This is a genomic window from Pseudoalteromonas sp. 2CM32C, assembly GCF_023161925.1.
Classification (GTDB): Bacteria; Pseudomonadota; Gammaproteobacteria; order Enterobacterales; family Alteromonadaceae; genus Pseudoalteromonas; species Pseudoalteromonas marina.
Window position 1 is genome coordinate 258,580 of record NZ_JALNTI010000001.1, and the last position, 18,813, is coordinate 277,392.

The following is an 18,813-nucleotide window of genomic DNA, read 5'->3' on the forward strand; positions in this document are numbered from 1 at the left end:
GTTGTTATTTGCCAACTTTCAAAATAGCTAAAAACGCCTCTTGAGGTACTTCTACATTACCTACTTGTTTCATGCGTTTTTTACCATCTTTTTGTTTTTTGAGTAGCTTTTTCTTACGACTCACATCACCACCGTAACATTTGGCAATTACGTTTTTACGTAGCTGTTTTACAGTTGTACGCGCAATAACATGCTGGCCAATCGCTGCTTGAATTGCAATATCAAACATTTGGCGCGGAATAAGCTCTTTAAGCGCATCAGCAAGCTGACGTCCACGCGATTGCGCACTGTCTCTGTGAGCAATAATTGCAAGCGCATCAACACGTTCACCATTAATTAAAATATCAACGCGCACCATGTCTGAGGTTTGAAAGTGCTTAAAATTATAATCTAGCGATGCAAAGCCACGGCTTGTAGATTTAAGCTTATCGAAGAAATCCATTACCACTTCAGCCATTGGTAACTCATACGTTACTGCAACTTGCTTACCGTGATAAGTCATTTTGGTTTGGCTACCGCGCTTTTCAATACATAGGGTAATTACATTACCTAAGTACTCTTGCGGCACTAATATATTTGCCTCAACAATCGGCTCGCGAATTTCTACAATGTCATTTACTGCGGGTAAATCAGACGGATTATCGATTTGGAAAGTGCGCTCGTCCTTCGTTACGATTTCGTAAATTACCGTTGGTGCGGTTGTAATCAAATCAATATCGTATTCGCGCTCTAAACGTTCCTGAATAATTTCCATGTGGAGCATACCCAAGAAACCACAACGAAAACCAAAACCAAGTGCCGTTGAGTTTTCTGGCTCGAAGAATAAAGACGCATCGTTTAAGCTTAGCTTGTTAAGCGCATCACGGAATGACTCATATTCGTCAGACGCAATTGGGAACATACCTGCATATACTTGCGGTTTAATTTTTTGAAAGCCAGGTAAACGCTCTGGTGCTGCGTTTCTTTGATGCGTGATCGTATCACCAACGGGGGCACCGTGAATCTCTTTAATACCTGCGATAACAAAGCCTACTTCACCGGTACGTAAAATACCTGTATTGGTTTGCTTAGGTGTGAATATACCCACTTGATCGGCTGTATGAATGTGCTCGTTAGACATGATTTTAATTTTGTCACCCGTGCGTAGCTCACCGTGCTTAATGCGCACAAGCGATACAACGCCTTGGTATGGGTCAAACCATGAATCAATAATTAGCGCTTGTAGAGGCTCATCTTTTTCACCAACTGGCGGCGGGATATCTTTGACGATCATTTCAAGTACTTCGGCAATACCAACACCTGTTTTAGCACTACACTGCACAGCGTCTAAAGCATCAATACCAATAATTTCTTCGATTTCTTCAGCAACACGCAATGGATCTGCTTGTGGCAAATCGATTTTGTTTAATACAGGAATTACTTCTAAGTCCATTTCAATTGCGGTGTAACAGTTTGCTAAAGTTTGCGCTTCAACGCCTTGTCCTGCATCAACAACTAATAATGCGCCTTCACATGCAGCTAAAGAACGCGATACTTCATAGGTGAAGTCAACGTGCCCTGGGGTATCGATAAAGTTAAGTTGATATGTTTCGCCGTCATTTGCTTTGTAGTTCAACGTTACACTTTGCGCTTTGATGGTAATACCACGTTCGCGCTCAATATCCATTGAATCTAAAACTTGTTTTTGCATTTCACGGTCGGTTAAACCGCCACAAACTTGAATCAAACGATCTGAAAGGGTCGATTTACCGTGGTCAATATGGGCGATTATCGAAAAATTACGGATATGCTTCATAAACTGAGTTCAATACTTCTTATTTAAAGGACTAAATATGGATACCTAAGTGACTTGCAAATACTTGTTTTAGCATGCTTTTGTTAATTATTTAAAACATACATAATGACGAAAAATGATATAAACAATCAATAAAGGCTCACACAGCAACCATGCTGATTAACTTTTATTAAATTGTTTTAAATCACAGCTTCCTGTATTTCCAAGTTACTTGGGTATAAAACGCCAATTTTACATTTAATTGGCGTCAATCACCATCTATTTGAGTTAAAGGGATACTAATTGGGTGAATTTTTACTACTTTTATATCGTGCCTGAGCGATTTAACACGTGTTTTTGCAATATAAAACCCCAAAACACCGCCCACCGCAGCTGCAAATATTTGCCACCCTTCGCCCATTAGTAATAACTCAGACGTAGCAAGTGCAAAAACAAGACTTAAAAAAAGCGGCAGCATATACACAGCAAATGCGTGTTTTACCATATGGCTATCATCAAGGGATAAAGTGATTTTCTGGCCTATTTCGACAGGGGACTCAAATTTATAAGGGAGTGTTTTTTTTGCAGTGCCAAATAATTTACTAAATACTTGGGAGCCGCAACGACCGTTGCAGCCAGCGCAAGCTTGCTTTTGCTCGGCTTCTAAATGAGCCGTGTGGCCACTAAGGGCCACAACAGTGAGGGTTTGTTCAATCATAACAATCCTTACGAATCGTTTATAAAGCGCGCGTAACAGATTCGGCTATTGCCTTTGCAGTTAGGCTTGGCACATTACCAACAACCGATACATCAAAATTACCGCCATTATGCACATAAACCGTTGTAGCGCCAGAGGTGAGTGCACCACTTAAACGTTTACCAGGTAGTGGTCGCTGAATAAATACCGACACTTCAACAAACCCATCTGAATATAGATAGTAATCCGTAAGCTCGTTATTCAAATCTAGCTTGTGCCTATCAGATTTGAGTAGCTCAAAACCGGCAGGTAACCAGCTTATTTTCCAGTTAGTTGACGAACTATCAACCCCTTCCAATTCGTTTTCAGGTAACGGTGTAGGAAAATTTCGATTTAACACTTCTAATAGCATAGGTGCTGGTTGTTCAGTCACACTAATATGGGTTAACTGAAGCTGCTCAAGAGCTTCTCCTTGATGGTTAACATAAGCAGCTTTTAGCAGCAGCGCCGATTCCATATCAAGCCAAATCCAGTAGTTATATTTGTGCTCATCTTTTGACTCTATGCGTACAAGTTGTGCAGCACGCCCAGCAATACGCCCTTTTCCGCCTAGTACAAAATCGTAGTGCTCACTTAAGCGCTGTATGTCTTTAAAAAGTACTTCTGGAATAGGCCCTGCAATAGAGTCTGTTTTTAGTGAATAAGGTTCAGACTGAGGTTCAAAGTAAGTTACCTGGTCGTTGACTCTAATCATTTCAAGGCCTGCGCCATTGAGCAAACTCAAGTGTTCGAGTTCAGTTTCACCTTGTTTGGCGTGCACCCATCGATAGGGTTCCATTGATTTACCTTTAACAACCACAAACGAGGCATCAAAGTTACGATTATGAACAGCATTAGCCATTTCTAATAATAGCGTTTTGGCAGGGTTTGTGTCGTTGGCAACTGCAGTAAAGCTCAATACCAACGACAGAACAAAAGTGATTACTTTCATTTAATTAGTTTTTTTCCTCTTGCGCTTTTGTTTCATTTTGCGCTGTTTGAAGAGAGTTAGCAACACGTGCTTGACGTTGATGCTCTAATACTAACGCGCCAATACGCTGTTGTTGCAATTCACGTAAACCTTGCTCTGCGTTTTCAAGAGCGGGCGCAGATGAGTAGCTCACTGGTGACGCCATACCTGTTAACGGTGTTGTTTGCAGTAATGGGATTTCATTTTGCTGTGGATCACTTTGCGGTAAAGTGCTTACTCCCACAATCGCAAACATTGCGACACTTGCAGCGATTGCAAGCTGAGCAACAGGCTTACGCCAATTAAATGCCACTACGTTATTTTGGTCTGGCTTATCGGCCACTTCAGACTGCGCTTTCGACTGGGTAAAGTCAGCATAAACAGGCTCGTTTTCAAGTGCTAGAGCAACGCGTTCGCTAATATCAATATGGATGTCGTGATTATTTTTTTGAGCACGCATTGCATCACCAATTAACGCATAACGACCAAACGTAGAAACATCTTGCTCTGCAATTTTTGCATCAGCTAGGTGCTGCTCGCCATCAAGTAATGCAGATAACGATTCGTTATCTAACTTGTTAAGGTGTGCTTTTGTCATACTAAGACTCGCCTATTAATGGGTTTAATTTGTTATCAATTGCTTCACGGGCACGAAATATACGCGAACGTACTGTGCCTACAGGGCAATCCATTACCACAGCTATTTCTTCATAGCTCATACCCTCAATTTCTCTGAGAGTTATTGCGGTTTTAAGGTCTTCAGGCAAACTATCAATTGTATTAAAAATTACAGCGCGAACCTCTTCACTTAATAAAAGGTTTTCAGGTGATGCGTTTGAACGCATCGAGTCACCACAATCATAAAATTCAGCTTCTTCAGCGTCAATATCATTAGCTGGCGGCTTACGCCCCTGAGCAACTAAATAATTTTTAGCACAATTAACGGCAATACGGTATAACCAAGTATAGAAAGCACTGTCGCCTCTAAAGTTGGGAAGTGCACGGTAAGCTTTTATAAAAGCTTCTTGTGCTACATCAGCAATATCGCCTTGATTTGATACATAACGAGAGATCAAACCTGCAATTTTGTTTTGATACTTCTTTACTAATAGATTGAAGGCATTTTTATCGCCCTGCTGCACTCTTCTTACTAGCACTAAATCCAATTCCTGCTCGCTCATTCGAGCCGGTACTCCTATGTCTGGTTTTTGCTTGTTATTCATATTATCGCCATTGTTCACAAATACTCTGACCGCGGCATGAATAAAAAGTTCTGCTTAATATTATTTTTATATAAAATAGTTCATAAATAACGGCGCTAAGCCATTAAAATCACTACATAGTGGTATGACAAATATGATACAACTACAAATATTAAAAACAAATACTGCTTTATTTAAGCATTGTAACCGCAAAGTACCCCTGACATGAACCAAAATAAACATCACATCGCAGATGTCGCTATTATCGGAAGCGGCGCGGCTGGCTTATCTCTTGCCTTATCATTAGCTAACTATTGTAACGTTACCGTCATTAGTAAAGGCGCGCTTACAGAAGGCTCTACACTTTATGCACAAGGTGGAATAGCCGCAGTATTTGATAAAAAAAATGACAGTATTGAATCGCATGTTGAAGATACTTTGGATGCTGGCGGCGGCCTATGTGACCGTGAAGCTGTTCACTATACAGCAAGTAATGCACACGATTGCCTTCAATGGCTAATTGACCAAGGTGTGCCTTTTGACATGGAATTTGATAGCAAAGGCAAAGAGCGTTTTCACTTAACGCGAGAAGGCGGTCATAGCCATCGTCGAATTTTGCATGCCGCCGATGCGACTGGTAAAGCCGTTCAAACAACATTAATAAGCCAAGTGAAATTACATAAAAATATCACCCTACTTGAGCAATACAATGCAATTGATTTAATTACTGATAAAAATACTGGCAAAGCAGGAACACATGTAGAGGGTATGTATGTGTGGAACAAAAAAGCTAAAAAAGTCGAAACTATATCAGCTAAATTTGTAGCACTTGCGACCGGTGGAGCAAGTAAGGTGTACTTATATACATCTAATCCTGATGTATCAAGCGGTGATGGTATTGCTATGGCTTGGCGAGCTGGCTGTAAAGTAGCTAATATGGAATTTAACCAATTCCATCCCACCAGCTTATACCACCCTGAATTACAAAACTTTCTAATTACCGAGGCAATGCGCGGTGAGGGTGCGTATTTAAAACGCCCAGACGGCACTCGCTTTATGAAAGATTTTGATGAACGTGAAGAGCTAGCCCCTCGTGATATAGTCGCTCGCGCAATCGATTTTGAAATGAAGCGCTTAGGTGCTAATTGCGTTTACTTAGATATTAGCCATAAAGATAAAGAATTTATTATTGAGCACTTCCCTACCATTTATGCAAAATGCTTGAGTGTTGGGTTAGATATTACAAAAGAAGCGATTCCGGTTGTCCCTGCCGCACACTACACTTGTGGTGGCGTAATGACTGACTTTAACGGTAAAACAGATTTAGATAATCTATATGCAGTTGGTGAAGTAGCTTACACCGGCCTGCACGGTGCAAACAGAATGGCAAGTAACTCATTATTAGAGTGCATTGTGTTTGCCCATGCTGCGGCGAAAGATATTTTAAGCAAAATTGAACATGCACCAGAACCCATGACCTTGCCGCAATGGGATGAAAGCCGTGTAACTAACTCGGACGAAGAAATAGTCATTACGCATAATTGGCATGAGTTACGCCTATTTATGTGGGATTATGTCGGTATTGTTCGTTCAACTAAGCGTTTAGAGCGCGCACTACATCGGGTTGAGTTGCTGCAACAAGAAATACACGACTATTATGCTAACTTTAGAGTAAGTAACAACTTACTCGAGCTACGTAATTTAGTACAAGTAGCAGAGTTAATAATTAGAAGTGCAATGCAAAGAAAAGAAAGTAGAGGGCTTCATTACACAATTGATTACCCTGAGCAAAACGAAAACCCAACCCCCACTATTTTGACCCCTGAGCGCCATTAACCGCACTCAAAACAGCTCGTTTTAATCGGGCATAGCTTTGCTTATCAACACCATTGGCTGAAAGAATAAGCCAATGGTTGTTATTAAATCCTTTTATGAATAGCCAAACACTGCCCAAAAACACTTTGCTTTTAGGACTTATTTGCCCTTCTATTTTATGTACGTCATTTTCGAATCTAAACAAACTAGGCTCTAAAATAATCACGCCCATTTGCGGTTGACAGGCTTTTACTTTACGCCCGACTAAAACCCCAGTTATTAGGTTGGCAAAAATACATATTAAGATTGCCAAAAAAGAGCTTAAAAATAAACACATTATTAAAGTAAGCACACAAAAAAAGACCACAATGGGTTTGTGGTCTGCTTTATTATTTTTTACAGTGAACCTATACACGAACTCTGTTTAATATGAGTTGTACCATACTATTTAGCTGCTCGTCTTTGCATTTTTCATGGCCCATAAACCATGCAAATAGATCAGGATCTTCTTGTGTTAACAAGCGCTGAAAAATAGCTTGTTGCTCTGCATTTAAAGAATCGTATGCCTCTTCTACAAACGGCATAAACAAAACATCTAGCTCTAACATACCACGACGACAAGCCCAACGAATACGTGCTTTACTATGAATTTCAACCATTTTAAACCTCATACTGAATTGACTCGAGTTTAACAAACACAAGCCGGTTTAGCAGCTATTAATCAACTATAAAATAAATACACCCCTGCGGGTGGTTGTCTGTACCATACGTAGCAACTGCGTTATTATGTCACTTCATTTGTATTGCAAAGAAGGTTTTTATGTCTAGCGTTTACGCATGTCCGATATCTCACCAACTTATTAGCCTTACAGGTGCTGATAAATTATCTTATCTGCACGGGCAAATTACTCAAGATCTAAATAAACTAACCAACAGCAATTTTTTATGGACCGGCCACTGTAGCGCCAAAGGAAAACTTTGGGGCGTATTTAAGCTATTTTCTCACCAAGACAGTTACTACTTATCTGGCAGTAGTGCTGAGGTAGAGCAATCGTTAGTTGAGCTAAAGAAATACGCAGTATTTGCAAAAGTAGACATAAGTGCGTCTTCAAACCGGTTAATTGGTCTTATTGGTGATGACTTATCTACGGTTTTAACAGAGCTGGGTATTGCTTTTGACGACAATATAATAGCGTGTGACTTTGATAACGGTAAAGCATTAAAGCTTGCTGATAACCGAGTGTTGCTTATGGTTAATAGTCAGTTTGCAATCCCTGATAGCGTTTTAACGCTTGATAACGATGCCCCATGGCAGCAAGCAGCAATATTAGCTGGCGAGCCACAGCTGAGCAGTGATGCGATTGGCGAATATGTACCGCAAATGGTTAACTTACAAGCCATTGGTGGCATCAGCTTTAAAAAAGGCTGTTACACAGGACAAGAAACTGTAGCGCGCATGAAGTACCTTGGTAAAAATAAGCGTGCAATGTATATCGTATCAGGGCAAAGCGAAAGCATGCTGGATGAACCCGAACTTGAAGTACAACTGGGTGAAAACTGGCGCCGCGCTGGTAAACTTATTGCGCAAAGCTTTGATGAAAAAACTAATATATTAACTGGCCTTGTTGTGTTGCCAAACGATACTGAAACAACGCAAGTACTTCGTGCAAAACACGCGCCTGAGGTAGAGCTAAGCATTCTGCCTTTACCCTACTCTTTAGATGATGAATAAATAGGAATGACTATGATCGTTGCGGCAAACAAAGTGGTAAAAATGCATTATTCAGTAATGGATAATGATAACAATAGCATTGATAACTCGTTCGGTGGTGAGCCGCTACATTTTATTGTAGGTACTGGTTACCTCATTTCAGGCCTTGAAAATGCGCTACTAGGTAAACAACCTGGTGATACGCTTAGCGTAAAAGTTGAGCCTGAAGATGGTTACGGTGAACGCCACGACAACCTAATGCAAGCTGTGCCAAAATCGATGTTCGAGGGTATGGAAATTGAAGTAGGTATGCAATTTCGCGCATCAACAGATGATGGCGACCAATCAGTAATGATTATTGATATTCAAGATGAAGAAGTCATTGTTGATGGCAATAACCCGCTTGCAGGTATTACACTTAACTTTGATGTAGAAATACTTGAAGTGCGTGACGCAACAGAAGACGAACTCACCCATGGCCATGTTCATGGCGAAGGGGGTTGTGGTCACGACCACTAACTCAAACATACAAAAAAAGCGCCTAAGGCGCTTTTTTTATATCATGTTATTGCGTTTGACCACTTTGGGTTCGCTTTGTTGCTTTTGAGGCTGCGCCATTGGTACGTTTTGTTTTTTTAGTGCGTCTAATAACCCTTGCTGATCGTTTGTACCCACTCTATACAAGGTACCATCGTTAAGCGTTAGCTGAATAGCACTAAATCCAGACACGGTATAAACCCACCCATCGTGCGTTATTCGAATACCAATACCATGTCTGTATGAGTTTTGAACCGCTTTTGCCTCTGAAATATCGCTGAGCATAATTTGCTGGCCAGCCACGCCCGGGCCAAATCCCCAGCTAATTGTTTTATCGTCAACTTTAACTGTTAAGCCATGAAACAAAAAGCCCACCAGCACCAACACCCCTGCAAAAATAATTAACGGCCAATCTGCCCCTATTAAGTTCCACGCAAGTGCTACAAAGCCACCAATCCATGTCAAAACAAAAAAGATAAACACTGCATACTGTTTATGCTGATACATATAATTCTCTAATTAAATAAATACTTAAAAGCTATACACTAATGTAGCACTGAGCTCAGAATCAAACTTAAGTTTATCATCTTCGGGTTTTGAATTATAACGATACATATAAGCAAACTTAAGAGACACCGCCCCTATAACCTGACTAATCAGCGCAGTTTCAGATTTTAATCGTGAATTTAAACCTGACAATGACTGCTCTATACTCACATCTTGATTAAAACGAGTGCGTTTTGAAACCAGTCGTTCCCATTGCATAGCAACACGAAGTAAGTAACCAGTTTTATTTTCTTCGCTATCACTTACCGTTGACTCTTCATCAGCCACCGAACGATACAGGCCAGGCCCTATATCAATATCGACTTTGTTCTTAGTGCCCTGATAAACACGTGCGCCATACCCCGTTGCAATGGTGCTTTTAAATTTAAGGCCACTAAACTGATCTTCCTCGTAATCGCCATAAATAAAGAATGATGAGTTTTTAACGCCTACTTTATAGTTACCCTGTGCAGATACAAACACACGGTTTGCAGTTACGTCGCTGTCTCCAGTGTCGTCATTTTCGTCACGCTTATAGAGGGTGTCAATTTTAAATTGGTTTCGCCACTTTTCAAAATCTTGGTACAGGTTACCTTTGAGCTTGAAGCTGGTTGAATTAATATTTCCCCGAGACAAAATAAACCCAAACTCAGTATCGCCGTAAAGCATTTCACCTTTATGCAAATCATGGATTTCTTCGTCAGAAAGCTGCCCATACTCATGAAAATCTTCAAATGGATCAACAGCCCAGCAAGAGCCACTAATTAAAATAAAAATTATAAATAAATACTTACGCAACATTCTCTCTCGCCACTTAATAAAAAATAAACAAGCAGTGGGGCTTATTCACTTTCTTTCCATAAAATATGGCAAAACGGAGCGTCTTTATCACGGCTAATTAAAATTTTTGCAAATAGCACATCTTCATTATCAAACTCTAAACCCACTAACACTTGAATAAAGTGTTCTGGCTCAATTTCAAGCGCTACAAAATCTTGCCACTGGTCGTCAGGTTCATCTTCTTCAATAAAGCCAAGGTCTTCTCTATATTCATTAAAGTTTTCAACGTCGTCATCACTTAAGTTACTCGGTGCTAACTCTAAAAAAATATCATAAGCTTGATGTGTTGCTTCTTCGATTGTAAATAAACGTGGACCCGACATAGTTGCGTAACCTTAACCTTAATAATTGGCGATATGTTATCAAATCTGATTAGCTATTTGATAAAAAAGCGTTTAAAAACCTGACTTTTTTAACCTCAAACCACACTTTGTTAATTATCAAAATAAAACCAAGTCATTCAGACTGCTCATTTACGAATAAATTCAATCTATTTTAAAAACAGCATCACTTTACTTCACCTTTCTAACCGCATAAGCTCAAGCAACAGGTCAGAGGAGTTAACAATGATAAAACTAGAAAAGCAAGACGGTATTGCAACGGTTACCTTGAGTCGAGCTGATAAACAAAACGCATTAAACTTTGCCATGTTTGTGTCGTTAAATAACACGATTAAAAATATAAAAAAGGATCGTACTATTCGTGCGGTAATTATAAAAGGGGATGGCGATCATTTTTGTTCAGGGCTTGATATTGCCGCAGTTATGGCCTCACCTTTAAATATCATAAAATTACTGTTTAAGTGGTTACCCGGCAACCAAAACTTAGCGCAAAAAGTTGTACTGGGTTGGCAGTCGTTAAGCGTACCTGTTATTGCACAAATTAATGGCAATTGTTTGGGTGGGGGTTTGCAAATAGCGTTAGGAGCTGATTACAGAATTGTTCACAATGACGCCAAGCTAGCCATAATGGAAGCTCGCTGGGGGCTTTGCCCTGACATGGGGGCAAATGTAATGATGGGCGGACTTGTTAAACGCGACCAAGCACTTTTACTTGCAAGCCATGCGACCCCTATAACTGCAGAGCAAGCAAACGAGCTAGGACTGGTCACACAACTAACAAACAACACTGAACTTGCAACCCAAGCACTACTGAGTACATTACTTGAACGCTCACCCGATACCCTAGCTGCCATTAAACGTATTACTCAATTAAGCTACAAGTCACGGCAACGAAAAATACTCGCAAAAGAAACCTGGAGTCAAATTCGTTTACTAGTAAACCCAAATACAAAAAAAGCCATTGCAAAAGCAAAAGGTAAATCCGATATAAAATACAAAAACGCCAAACGGTGGTAATGCATTAATAGCGGTAATACTAAGGCACAATGTACACGCTGTTATTGATTGTTAAACTAAATGCACCCTATTAAATTGAGTAATAATGATGAAATACCTTTTAAGTAGCGCAATCATTTTGCTGTGTTTAGCCTGCGCTAAACTTATTATGCATTATACAGGAGGCAGCTTTCCTGCCCCTTTACTCGCTATGGTTATTTTATTAGCGTTGCTGCTAGCAGGCATAGTAAAAGAGCAACACCTAAAGCCTTGTGCCTCCCCAATTTTAAATGTTATGCCTATTTTTTTTATTCCCGCTGGCGTTGGCTTTATTGAACACCTAAACCTTATAAAATCTAATTGGCCTTTTTTAATGTCTGTTATTTTTATTGTGCCAGCAAGTACATTATTACTAGTTAGCTCAGTAATGGTTTTTTTCAAAAGTAGAAAAAACAATGACTGAATTAAAGCCTGACATTTGGTGGTTATGTGTTCCTATAATTATTGCTTTGTTTTTACTGCTTAGGGCCTTTAACACACGCATGAAAAGCAGTGCTTTAAAGTCAATTACAAACCCTGTTTTTTTAAGTATTGCCGTTATTGCTTTGTTATTGATTAACTTAAACCTGCCTTACTCCAAGTTTGCCCATCATAGCCAGCTACTAAGCTGGCTTTTAGAGCCCGCCATTGTCGCATTAGCGCTACCTTTGTATCAGCAGTTTATTCACGTACGTAAAAATCTATTACTCATACTAGGTACTTGCAGTTTAGGTATTGTAAATGCAACTTTTGTGGCTTTTTTATTAAGTGTATTTTTTAAGGTTCCTTCTGAGCTAAGTGCCTCTGTGGCGGCACTTAGCGTCACAACGCCTATTTCTTTAATTGTTACAGATTCATTGGGGGGGATCAGCTCTTTGGCCGCCGCTATGGTTATTTTTATTGGCTTATTAGGGGCATTATTTGGTTTCATGCTGTTTAAATTGGTAAAAATAGGCAGTCATGAATCCCAAGGTGTTGCTATGGGGACGGCCTGCCACGCTATTGGGACAGCAGCGGCACTTGCTGAACACCCTAAAATAGGTGCATTTTCATCAGTAGCTATGGCGCTCAGTGCATTGCTAACGGCCATAATAGTCCCACTCCTCTATCCTTTTTTAGTAAACAGTTTGCTATAGTTTACAAAAATTTAATTACACGAGTTAAGAGCCCATAATGATCAGTTCTGAAATCGAACAGTTTGAAAAGTATTACAATATGCTCACTGAGTATTTAGTTACCTACAGCATGCAAATTGTAGGGGCTGTTTTTATATTGTTGATTGGCCTTTGGATAGCACAAAAACTATCTAAAATAGTCGCCAATTTAATGACTCGCCATAATGTGGATATTACGCTTACAAACTTTGTTAGTAGTGTTGTAAAAGTACTGCTTATTGTTATGGTTATTATTATAGCGCTTGGCAAGATAGGGATAAGTGTTACTCCCTTTGTGGCGGCAATAGGTGCAGCTTCTTTGGGTGCAGGTTTAGCACTACAGGGCATGCTGTCTAATTATGGTGCTGGCCTTGCCATTATCGCTACACGCCCTTTTGTAGTTGGCGATACCATTGAAGTTAAAAATGTAAGCGGTCAAGTTAAAACAATAGAGCTTGGCTACACCATTTTAATAGATGAAGAAAAAGTAGAAATCACCATCCCTAACAAACATATTATGGGCGAAATAATTCATAACTCATTTAGTTACTCGTTAGTTAAGGGTGAAATAGATATTGCCTATAGCGCATGTGCTGATACCGCTATTGATCTTATTGAAGAGGTACTCAACGCACACGAGTTAGTTGCTCAAAACCCGCACTCGCAAATAGGCATTGAGCGCTTTGCCGATAGCGGCGTTACCCTTAGCTACCGATACTGGGTACCCACCACGAAAATTATAGAAACAAAGTTAGCTATAAACGGTGGAGTGTACAAAGCCATTAACGACGCCAATATCGAAATTCCTTTCCCGCAACGTGTTGTTACCATAAATAAAAACGACCTATAACTGTAAATACAACGCTGGTCTAGCCAAGGGCTGGCGTTAAAATAACTCAACACCACTGACTAAAAGCCATATTGGTTTGCCATTTTTTCTGTACTATTAAGTTACAGCTTAACAAGCCGATACATATTTAGATCAACAAAAAACAACAATGAGTCACTATGAACCTCAGCCCATTTTATTTAGGCGATTGGCAGGTAAGCCCCCTATCAAACAGCATTCAACATGCTGGTAAAAACAAGCAGCTAGAACCAAAAGCCATGGATGTTTTGATCTATTTATGCTCAAAAAAAGGGGAGCTTGTAAGCAGTGACGAACTACTTAACCACTGTTGGAAAAATATTGAAGTAGGCGATAACCCGCTACATAAAATAATTACACAGTTGCGCAAAGCTCTTGGCGATAAAGCAAGTGCACCACAATACATAGAAACAATAAGAAAACGTGGCTACCGTATTATTGCAAAGTTAGACTTTCCTTTAAGTGAAGAAGCCCCCAAAGTAACAAGCTGGCAAGGTGGATCTCCATTTTTAGGATTAAGCGCTTATAATACAACCGATAACCACCTGTTTTTTGGCCGAAATCAGGCTATTACCACTTTATTGGAAAGAGTGGCTAGCCAAGTGAATTTTGGTCGCGCTTTTTGCTTAATTTTAGGTCCAAGTGGTACCGGTAAATCATCCTTAGTGAACGCAGGCATTTTACCTAAACTGCTTGATGAGCGCGGCTACAACGGGATTGGTGTTGTTTCGTATACTCAACTAGATTTTGCAGATATTGACCACAGCCGGCTTTATTTAGACTTAGCGTCTGCCATGCTTGATTGGGATATAAATAACCTGCCTGTCTTTGATGGTTTAAGCGCCGAAGCACTCGCCCAGCAATTAACGCAAAACACTAATAACGTTATTCATACTTTAACAAATGCCCTAACTAAAACAGTACCAACGCTTAACAAACCGCAATTATTTTTGTTCATAGATCGTTTAGAGGTCCTACTTTCATCACCTTTATTTGATGATGAAACACGTAGCCAATTTTTATCAGTTATTGAGCGCTTAGCAACGTCTAAAGCGGTGATTGTATTTAGTGCGTGCAGAAACGATTTTTATCCTTTAGTGGTTGAGCAACCAAGCCTAATGGCTGGCAAAGCTAATGGCGCGCATTACGACTTAACACCACCGAACAGGCACGAGCTTCAACAAATTATTCGCTTGCCAGCAATAACCGCTAATTTAACGTTTTCACATGACCCACAAACCCAAACACCACTGGATGAAATACTCTGCGCCGATACCGCCAACAATCCCGATGCACTACCCATGCTGCAATACACACTGCAAGAGCTGTATTTACAGCGCAGTGATAATAATGAGTTGTTACACAGTGTGTATAAAAAACTTGGCGGTATTGAGGGCGCCATAGGCAAAAAAGCAGAAGATGTATTTATAGGCCTTAGCAACAAACAACAACTGCAACTAAAAAGCGTGTTATCACAATTAATAACGCTAAACCCTGATGGTAAAACTATTACTAGCCGCGCAGCCCGCTGGAAGGCATTAACTAACACTAGCCAAATAGAACTTGTACAAGCCATGGTCGATAGCCGCTTGTTTGTATCGCACTTACAAAATGGCGAAGCCTGTTTTAGCCTTGCGCACGAAGCATTATTGCGTCAATGGCCACGCGCAAAGCAGTGGATAAGCGATCACAAAGATTCATTAGCAATAAAAAGCCGTTTACAACACCAAGCACAAAATTGGATAGATGAAGGTAAAAGTAATGCTTACCTCCTTGCGACAGGAAAACCGCTGCAAGAGGCCGTTACCTTATTAAACGACAACACATTCGAACTAGGCGATGACGAACACGCCCTTATAACCAGCTCTCTTAAGCATAGTAAAACAAAAACAACCATAAAACGTGGCACTGTCGCTTTGCTTTGTTTACTTACCTGTGTTGCCCTATTAATGAGTGTTACCAGCTTTCAAGCGCAGCAACTAGCACAGCAAAAACGCCAAGAGGCCGAAAGCTTACTAGGGTTTATGGTCGGCGACTTTGCGGATAAATTACGTAGCGTTGAACGTATGGACTTACTTGATGGTATTAGTAATAAAGCACTTGAGTATTTTACTGATCAAACTGACGATTCAAGTTCACTTTTTAGCTTTAGCAATAATAAAGCACAATTTAACAACCGTTTTCAGTACGCACAAACCCTTGAGGCCATGGGGGAAGTGGCCTATTCGCGCGGAAAAACCATTGAGGCCTTAACCGCCTTTGAAAACGCCCGCATTCGCCTTGAGGCATTATTAAAAATTCAGCCAAACAACTTAGAGCTACTCACGCTTGCAGGCGCCAATGCCTTTTGGCTTGGTCAATTAGCTTATGATCAAAATGATCATCAAGCTACTGAGCAAATGTTTAAAAGATACCACGATTACAGTAAAAAAATGTATGCGCTGGCAGCCAATGATTTTAACTCCATTATGGAATTATCGTATTCATCTAATTCTTTAGGTTCTTTATACATAAAAAAATCTAACTACAGCGCTGCAAAAAAGAACTTTGCAGAGTCACTTTTACTTAAGAATAAAGCGCTTGAACTGAAACCTAATAACAAAGACTTACTTCGAGATAAATCCGATACAATTAGTTGGCTTGCAAAAACAGAAGAGAGGCTAAGTAACTTTAATGAAGCAGTTAATATATTAGAAGCTGCAGTTAAAGTAATCACAAAATTGATTGCTAACTACCCTAGTGATGCAAGCCTTTTTTACACATCAGCAAACCTATATATGCAACAAAGTTATTTACTGAGCTATTTGAGTGATAAACGGATGGCACATAAAAAAGCCAGCTTGGCTAATCAAGTTATCAATGAAGCTTTAGTACAAGATCCAAAAAACAATAAATTTCAGCTTATGTATTATCGCTCTTTAGCACTTTCACTAATGCTATCTACTGATGAAGCTACTGACTCAACAATTGAAAAAATAATTAATTTTTTAAAATCTCAAAATTTTAAAAATACCAGCACTATTAATACACAAATTACACTGATTCAATATTTTATAAATAGACAATCATCACTCAAAGCGCAGAAGTTATTAACTGAGCTTGAGAATAATGAAAACTACAAACATCAATTATCCAACCTAACTAAAACTGGTGATTACTTAGTATATACAAGAATAAACTTAATCAAAGCAAACTTAGCTACAACTAATAAACAGCGAGAGCAATTTTGCTTAAGCGCTATCAAAGCTATTTCTGAAGCTGCAAAAATAAGTCAGAGCGTAAAAATAACATACCCACTAGTACAAGCTTATACCTGTTTAAACAGGGAAGACGAGATATCAGAAATAAAAACAAGCCTAGTTAAATTAGGCATTACGAACTTCCAACTATAATTACTCATAAAGGAAATAATATGAATAACACCCTAGAAAATGTCGACTTTCAAGTAAATATTAAACTTAACAATAGTGAAGCTATTTTTAGCTATACAAAAAATGGCGAACCCGCTACTGGCGGTGGTGTTGTAAGAACTGAAACCGCTGGCAACTATAATTTAGACGACGCCACAATTCAAAATGGTTTCGTATTTACTGGCGCTACTATCACCGATATCGACACACAAAAACCATGCGCCCAAGACTTCAGCTATAAAGTAAGTGACAACGGCCACACAATTATCATTACCGACACAGATGAAAATAATGGCTCTGTATGCTTAATTTTTAACGTTGAATGTAATGGCAATAAATATGAAAGCGCTGATCCACAAGTTAAGAATGAAAAAGAACTCTAATTAGTAATACTTATTCTTAAATTGCACAGGCATATTAATTGCGGTGCAATTTATTTAAAAACGCCCATTAAATAAACATAAATAACAATAACTTAAACCAGAAGGTTACCGAAAGGTTTAAAAACCATAAATTGAATACACTGCTAGACATCAAGTTTCATTAACAATAAAAATGAGCAACTGCCATGTCTAACAATAATCAACACAGCAAACTAAATAACGAAAATATCGCTGTATCAACATTAGTAAACAGCCTTTCTGAGCGTGTTAACAATGAAAAAATAAGCGCGATTATTAATGTCACTAACGTGATGGCCGATGCTATATTTATTGTAAATGCACAAGGCATTTTTGAATCGGTAAACCCGGTAGCTGCACGATTTTTTAATGTTCCTTCAGATATATTAATTGGTAAAAAGTGGCAGCATTTTTTACAAGAGCAATACCGTGACGATTACGAATACATGTTTGAAAGTTGGAGAAACAATTATCAAACGCCGCTAAATCATGGCCCCAAAGAAGTAAAAATAATTAAAGCTAATGGTAACTTTTTAGATGTAGAGCTTTCGGTTTCGTGCATTCCACCAGCAACAACTAATAATACTCCTTTATTTATTTGCATCATGCATGACATTTCTAAACACATAAAAAAGTATAAAGTACTCGAAACACTTTCAAAGCTCGATCACCTAACTGGTATTGCAAATCGTGGAACGCTCGAAAAAACAATCCACAAAGATTGGCAAACATGTCTAATGAACAAGCAACCATTAAGTTTTATATTGATTGATATTGATTATTTTAAATTATTTAACGATAACTTTGGGCATGTAAAAGGTGACAAATGCTTGCAAAAAGTAGCAAAAACAATTGAAGAATGCCTGCCGTCAAAAGACAGCTTAGTTGCCCGATATGGTGGAGAAGAGTTTGCCGTGGTATTACCGCGATCTCATATTTCAAACGCTGAGATGATAGCCAAGCGTATTCAAGATAGAATTTTAAATTTAAACTTTAGAGAAATAGGCCTACCTGACAACGTTAAAATTAGTGTTAGCCAAGGCTTAGCGTGTGAATACAATAACCAATATAGAACATCTGAAGCATTAATGTGTGCCGCCGACAGCGCTTTGTACAGAGCTAAATCGCAAGGAAGAAACATGATTTGTATTAGGTAATGATTAATATTTAAAACAATAAACTTTTTAAAGGCCATTTTATAAGCGAAATGGCTTTTAAATTTATCCAGAACTGACAATAAAAACTTACATTTCTTTACAAATCTCGTTTAAAATCCAAGCCTTTCTTAAAGGTTTTATTTATTTAAATTCATTAACTTGCAATAATAACACCACCTAAATAATAGATTAATTTAGTATAAATTTAAAACAACATGATAGACCTTTTATTTTTGTTAACATATAATAATACTTAATAACTAATACAAAATAACTAGAAAAGCCTCGAAATGCTTTCCTTTGAGCAATAGTTTAA

Annotated in this window: 20 protein-coding genes; 10 read left to right on the forward strand and 10 right to left on the reverse strand. The window is 39.0% G+C overall.

Annotated elements, in window-relative coordinates; genetic code table 11:
- Nucleotides 1-4 precede the first annotated feature (4 nt).
- From lepA to rpoE, 5 genes are all read right to left on the reverse strand, one after another.
- Nucleotides 5-1,795 (reverse strand): translation elongation factor 4, encoded by a 1,791-nt coding sequence (gene lepA / locus MTF67_RS01235; protein ID WP_006794147.1) that lies wholly within the window; start codon nt 1,793-1,795, stop codon nt 5-7.
- Nucleotides 1,796-2,042: 247 nt separating this feature from the next.
- Nucleotides 2,043-2,492 carry a SoxR reducing system RseC family protein gene (locus MTF67_RS01240; RefSeq protein WP_006794146.1) on the reverse strand — a complete coding sequence of 150 codons (450 nt, stop codon included), beginning with the start codon at nt 2,490-2,492 and terminating at the stop codon, nt 2,043-2,045.
- A 19-nt stretch (nt 2,493-2,511) separates the two neighbouring features.
- Nucleotides 2,512-3,462, reverse strand: a complete 951-nt coding sequence (locus MTF67_RS01245) for a MucB/RseB C-terminal domain-containing protein (RefSeq protein WP_058428509.1) — start codon at nt 3,460-3,462, stop codon at nt 2,512-2,514.
- A 4-nt stretch (nt 3,463-3,466) separates the two neighbouring features.
- On the reverse strand, nt 3,467-4,078 hold the full coding sequence (locus MTF67_RS01250; protein WP_248518498.1) for an RseA family anti-sigma factor: 612 nt from the start codon (nt 4,076-4,078) through the stop codon (nt 3,467-3,469).
- Between the two features lies 1 nt (nt 4,079).
- Nucleotides 4,080-4,661, reverse strand: coding sequence for an RNA polymerase sigma factor RpoE (gene rpoE, locus MTF67_RS01255; RefSeq protein ID WP_006794143.1), 582 nt, complete (start codon nt 4,659-4,661; stop codon nt 4,080-4,082).
- A 246-nt stretch (nt 4,662-4,907) separates the two neighbouring features.
- Here rpoE and nadB point away from each other — a divergent pair, with 246 nt between their 5' ends.
- Nucleotides 4,908-6,518: an L-aspartate oxidase gene (gene nadB / locus MTF67_RS01260; RefSeq protein ID WP_006794142.1), complete on the forward strand. Its 1,611-nt coding sequence runs from the start codon at nt 4,908-4,910 to the stop codon at nt 6,516-6,518.
- Here the strand turns inward: nadB and MTF67_RS01265 are convergent.
- Nucleotides 6,493-6,849, reverse strand: coding sequence for a hypothetical protein (locus tag MTF67_RS01265; protein WP_248518499.1), 357 nt, complete (start codon nt 6,847-6,849; stop codon nt 6,493-6,495). The two genes, nadB and MTF67_RS01265, sit on opposite strands and share 26 nt — an antisense overlap.
- Before the next feature lie 55 nt (nt 6,850-6,904).
- Complete coding sequence (locus tag MTF67_RS01270; RefSeq protein WP_006794140.1) at nt 6,905-7,156, reverse strand: succinate dehydrogenase assembly factor 2; 252 nt, start codon at nt 7,154-7,156, stop codon at nt 6,905-6,907.
- A 161-nt stretch (nt 7,157-7,317) separates the two neighbouring features.
- Here MTF67_RS01270 and ygfZ point away from each other — a divergent pair, with 161 nt between their 5' ends.
- Nucleotides 7,318-8,229: a tRNA-modifying protein YgfZ gene (ygfZ, locus tag MTF67_RS01275; protein ID WP_248518500.1), complete on the forward strand. Its 912-nt coding sequence runs from the start codon at nt 7,318-7,320 to the stop codon at nt 8,227-8,229.
- 12 nt (nt 8,230-8,241) lie between these two features.
- Complete coding sequence (locus MTF67_RS01280) at nt 8,242-8,727, forward strand: peptidylprolyl isomerase (protein WP_006794138.1); 486 nt, start codon at nt 8,242-8,244, stop codon at nt 8,725-8,727.
- A gap of 36 nt (nt 8,728-8,763) precedes the next feature.
- On the opposite strand, the gene MTF67_RS01285 is transcribed toward MTF67_RS01280, so the two are convergent.
- From MTF67_RS01285 to MTF67_RS01295, 3 genes are read right to left on the reverse strand one after another with little or no spacing between them, the layout of a single operon-like run.
- Nucleotides 8,764-9,252 (reverse strand): hypothetical protein, encoded by a 489-nt coding sequence (locus tag MTF67_RS01285; RefSeq protein ID WP_006794137.1) that lies wholly within the window; start codon nt 9,250-9,252, stop codon nt 8,764-8,766.
- 24 nt (nt 9,253-9,276) lie between these two features.
- Nucleotides 9,277-10,089: a DUF481 domain-containing protein gene (locus MTF67_RS01290; RefSeq protein WP_248518731.1), complete on the reverse strand. Its 813-nt coding sequence runs from the start codon at nt 10,087-10,089 to the stop codon at nt 9,277-9,279.
- Between the two features lie 44 nt (nt 10,090-10,133).
- A complete protein-coding gene (locus tag MTF67_RS01295) occupies nt 10,134-10,454 on the reverse strand; it encodes an HI1450 family dsDNA-mimic protein (protein WP_006794135.1) in 321 nt (106 codons plus the stop codon).
- Between the two features lie 243 nt (nt 10,455-10,697).
- Here MTF67_RS01295 and MTF67_RS01300 point away from each other — a divergent pair, with 243 nt between their 5' ends.
- The 7 genes from MTF67_RS01300 (at nt 10,698) to MTF67_RS01330 (ending at nt 18,497) form a co-directional block, all read left to right on the forward strand.
- Nucleotides 10,698-11,489: a crotonase/enoyl-CoA hydratase family protein gene (locus tag MTF67_RS01300; RefSeq protein WP_248518501.1), complete on the forward strand. Its 792-nt coding sequence runs from the start codon at nt 10,698-10,700 to the stop codon at nt 11,487-11,489.
- Nucleotides 11,490-11,577: 88 nt separating this feature from the next.
- Entirely contained in the window at nt 11,578-11,931 is a 354-nt protein-coding gene (locus tag MTF67_RS01305) for a CidA/LrgA family protein (protein ID WP_058428504.1), read from the forward strand.
- Complete coding sequence (locus MTF67_RS01310) at nt 11,924-12,643, forward strand: LrgB family protein (RefSeq protein WP_248518502.1); 720 nt, start codon at nt 11,924-11,926, stop codon at nt 12,641-12,643. Before MTF67_RS01305 ends, MTF67_RS01310 begins: the two co-directional genes overlap by 8 nt.
- A 37-nt stretch (nt 12,644-12,680) precedes the next feature.
- A complete protein-coding gene (locus tag MTF67_RS01315) occupies nt 12,681-13,511 on the forward strand; it encodes a mechanosensitive ion channel family protein (protein ID WP_006794131.1) in 831 nt (276 codons plus the stop codon).
- 158 nt (nt 13,512-13,669) lie between these two features.
- Nucleotides 13,670-16,921: a winged helix-turn-helix domain-containing protein gene (locus tag MTF67_RS01320; RefSeq protein ID WP_248518503.1), complete on the forward strand. Its 3,252-nt coding sequence runs from the start codon at nt 13,670-13,672 to the stop codon at nt 16,919-16,921.
- A 20-nt stretch (nt 16,922-16,941) separates the two neighbouring features.
- Entirely contained in the window at nt 16,942-17,322 is a 381-nt protein-coding gene (locus tag MTF67_RS01325; protein WP_008132792.1) for a DP-EP family protein, read from the forward strand.
- A 185-nt stretch (nt 17,323-17,507) separates the two neighbouring features.
- Entirely contained in the window at nt 17,508-18,497 is a 990-nt protein-coding gene (locus MTF67_RS01330; protein WP_058428499.1) for a sensor domain-containing diguanylate cyclase, read from the forward strand.
- Nucleotides 18,498-18,813: the final 316 nt, after the last annotated feature.

What these genes read in the sequence shown, in the direction of transcription:
- MTF67_RS01295 (WP_006794135.1), bottom strand. Translation starts at nt 10,454, where the DNA reads ATGTCGGGTCCACGTTTATTTACAATCGAAGAAGCAACACATCAAGCT.
- MTF67_RS01320 (WP_248518503.1), top strand. Translation starts at nt 13,670, where the DNA reads ATGAACCTCAGCCCATTTTATTTAGGCGATTGGCAGGTAAGCCCCCTA.
- MTF67_RS01250 (WP_248518498.1), bottom strand. Translation starts at nt 4,078, where the DNA reads ATGACAAAAGCACACCTTAACAAGTTAGATAACGAATCGTTATCTGCA.
- nadB (WP_006794142.1), top strand. Translation starts at nt 4,908, where the DNA reads ATGAACCAAAATAAACATCACATCGCAGATGTCGCTATTATCGGAAGC.
- lepA (WP_006794147.1), bottom strand. Translation starts at nt 1,795, where the DNA reads ATGAAGCATATCCGTAATTTTTCGATAATCGCCCATATTGACCACGGT.
- ygfZ (WP_248518500.1), top strand. Translation starts at nt 7,318, where the DNA reads ATGTCTAGCGTTTACGCATGTCCGATATCTCACCAACTTATTAGCCTT.
- MTF67_RS01300 (WP_248518501.1), top strand. Translation starts at nt 10,698, where the DNA reads ATGATAAAACTAGAAAAGCAAGACGGTATTGCAACGGTTACCTTGAGT.
- MTF67_RS01330 (WP_058428499.1), top strand. Translation starts at nt 17,508, where the DNA reads ATGTCTAACAATAATCAACACAGCAAACTAAATAACGAAAATATCGCT.
- MTF67_RS01270 (WP_006794140.1), bottom strand. Translation starts at nt 7,156, where the DNA reads ATGGTTGAAATTCATAGTAAAGCACGTATTCGTTGGGCTTGTCGTCGT.
- MTF67_RS01240 (WP_006794146.1), bottom strand. Translation starts at nt 2,492, where the DNA reads ATGATTGAACAAACCCTCACTGTTGTGGCCCTTAGTGGCCACACGGCT.
- MTF67_RS01325 (WP_008132792.1), top strand. Translation starts at nt 16,942, where the DNA reads ATGAATAACACCCTAGAAAATGTCGACTTTCAAGTAAATATTAAACTT.
- MTF67_RS01305 (WP_058428504.1), top strand. Translation starts at nt 11,578, where the DNA reads ATGAAATACCTTTTAAGTAGCGCAATCATTTTGCTGTGTTTAGCCTGC.
- MTF67_RS01285 (WP_006794137.1), bottom strand. Translation starts at nt 9,252, where the DNA reads ATGTATCAGCATAAACAGTATGCAGTGTTTATCTTTTTTGTTTTGACA.
- MTF67_RS01245 (WP_058428509.1), bottom strand. Translation starts at nt 3,462, where the DNA reads ATGAAAGTAATCACTTTTGTTCTGTCGTTGGTATTGAGCTTTACTGCA.
- MTF67_RS01280 (WP_006794138.1), top strand. Translation starts at nt 8,242, where the DNA reads ATGATCGTTGCGGCAAACAAAGTGGTAAAAATGCATTATTCAGTAATG.
- MTF67_RS01315 (WP_006794131.1), top strand. Translation starts at nt 12,681, where the DNA reads ATGATCAGTTCTGAAATCGAACAGTTTGAAAAGTATTACAATATGCTC.
- MTF67_RS01310 (WP_248518502.1), top strand. Translation starts at nt 11,924, where the DNA reads ATGACTGAATTAAAGCCTGACATTTGGTGGTTATGTGTTCCTATAATT.
- rpoE (WP_006794143.1), bottom strand. Translation starts at nt 4,661, where the DNA reads ATGAGCGAGCAGGAATTGGATTTAGTGCTAGTAAGAAGAGTGCAGCAG.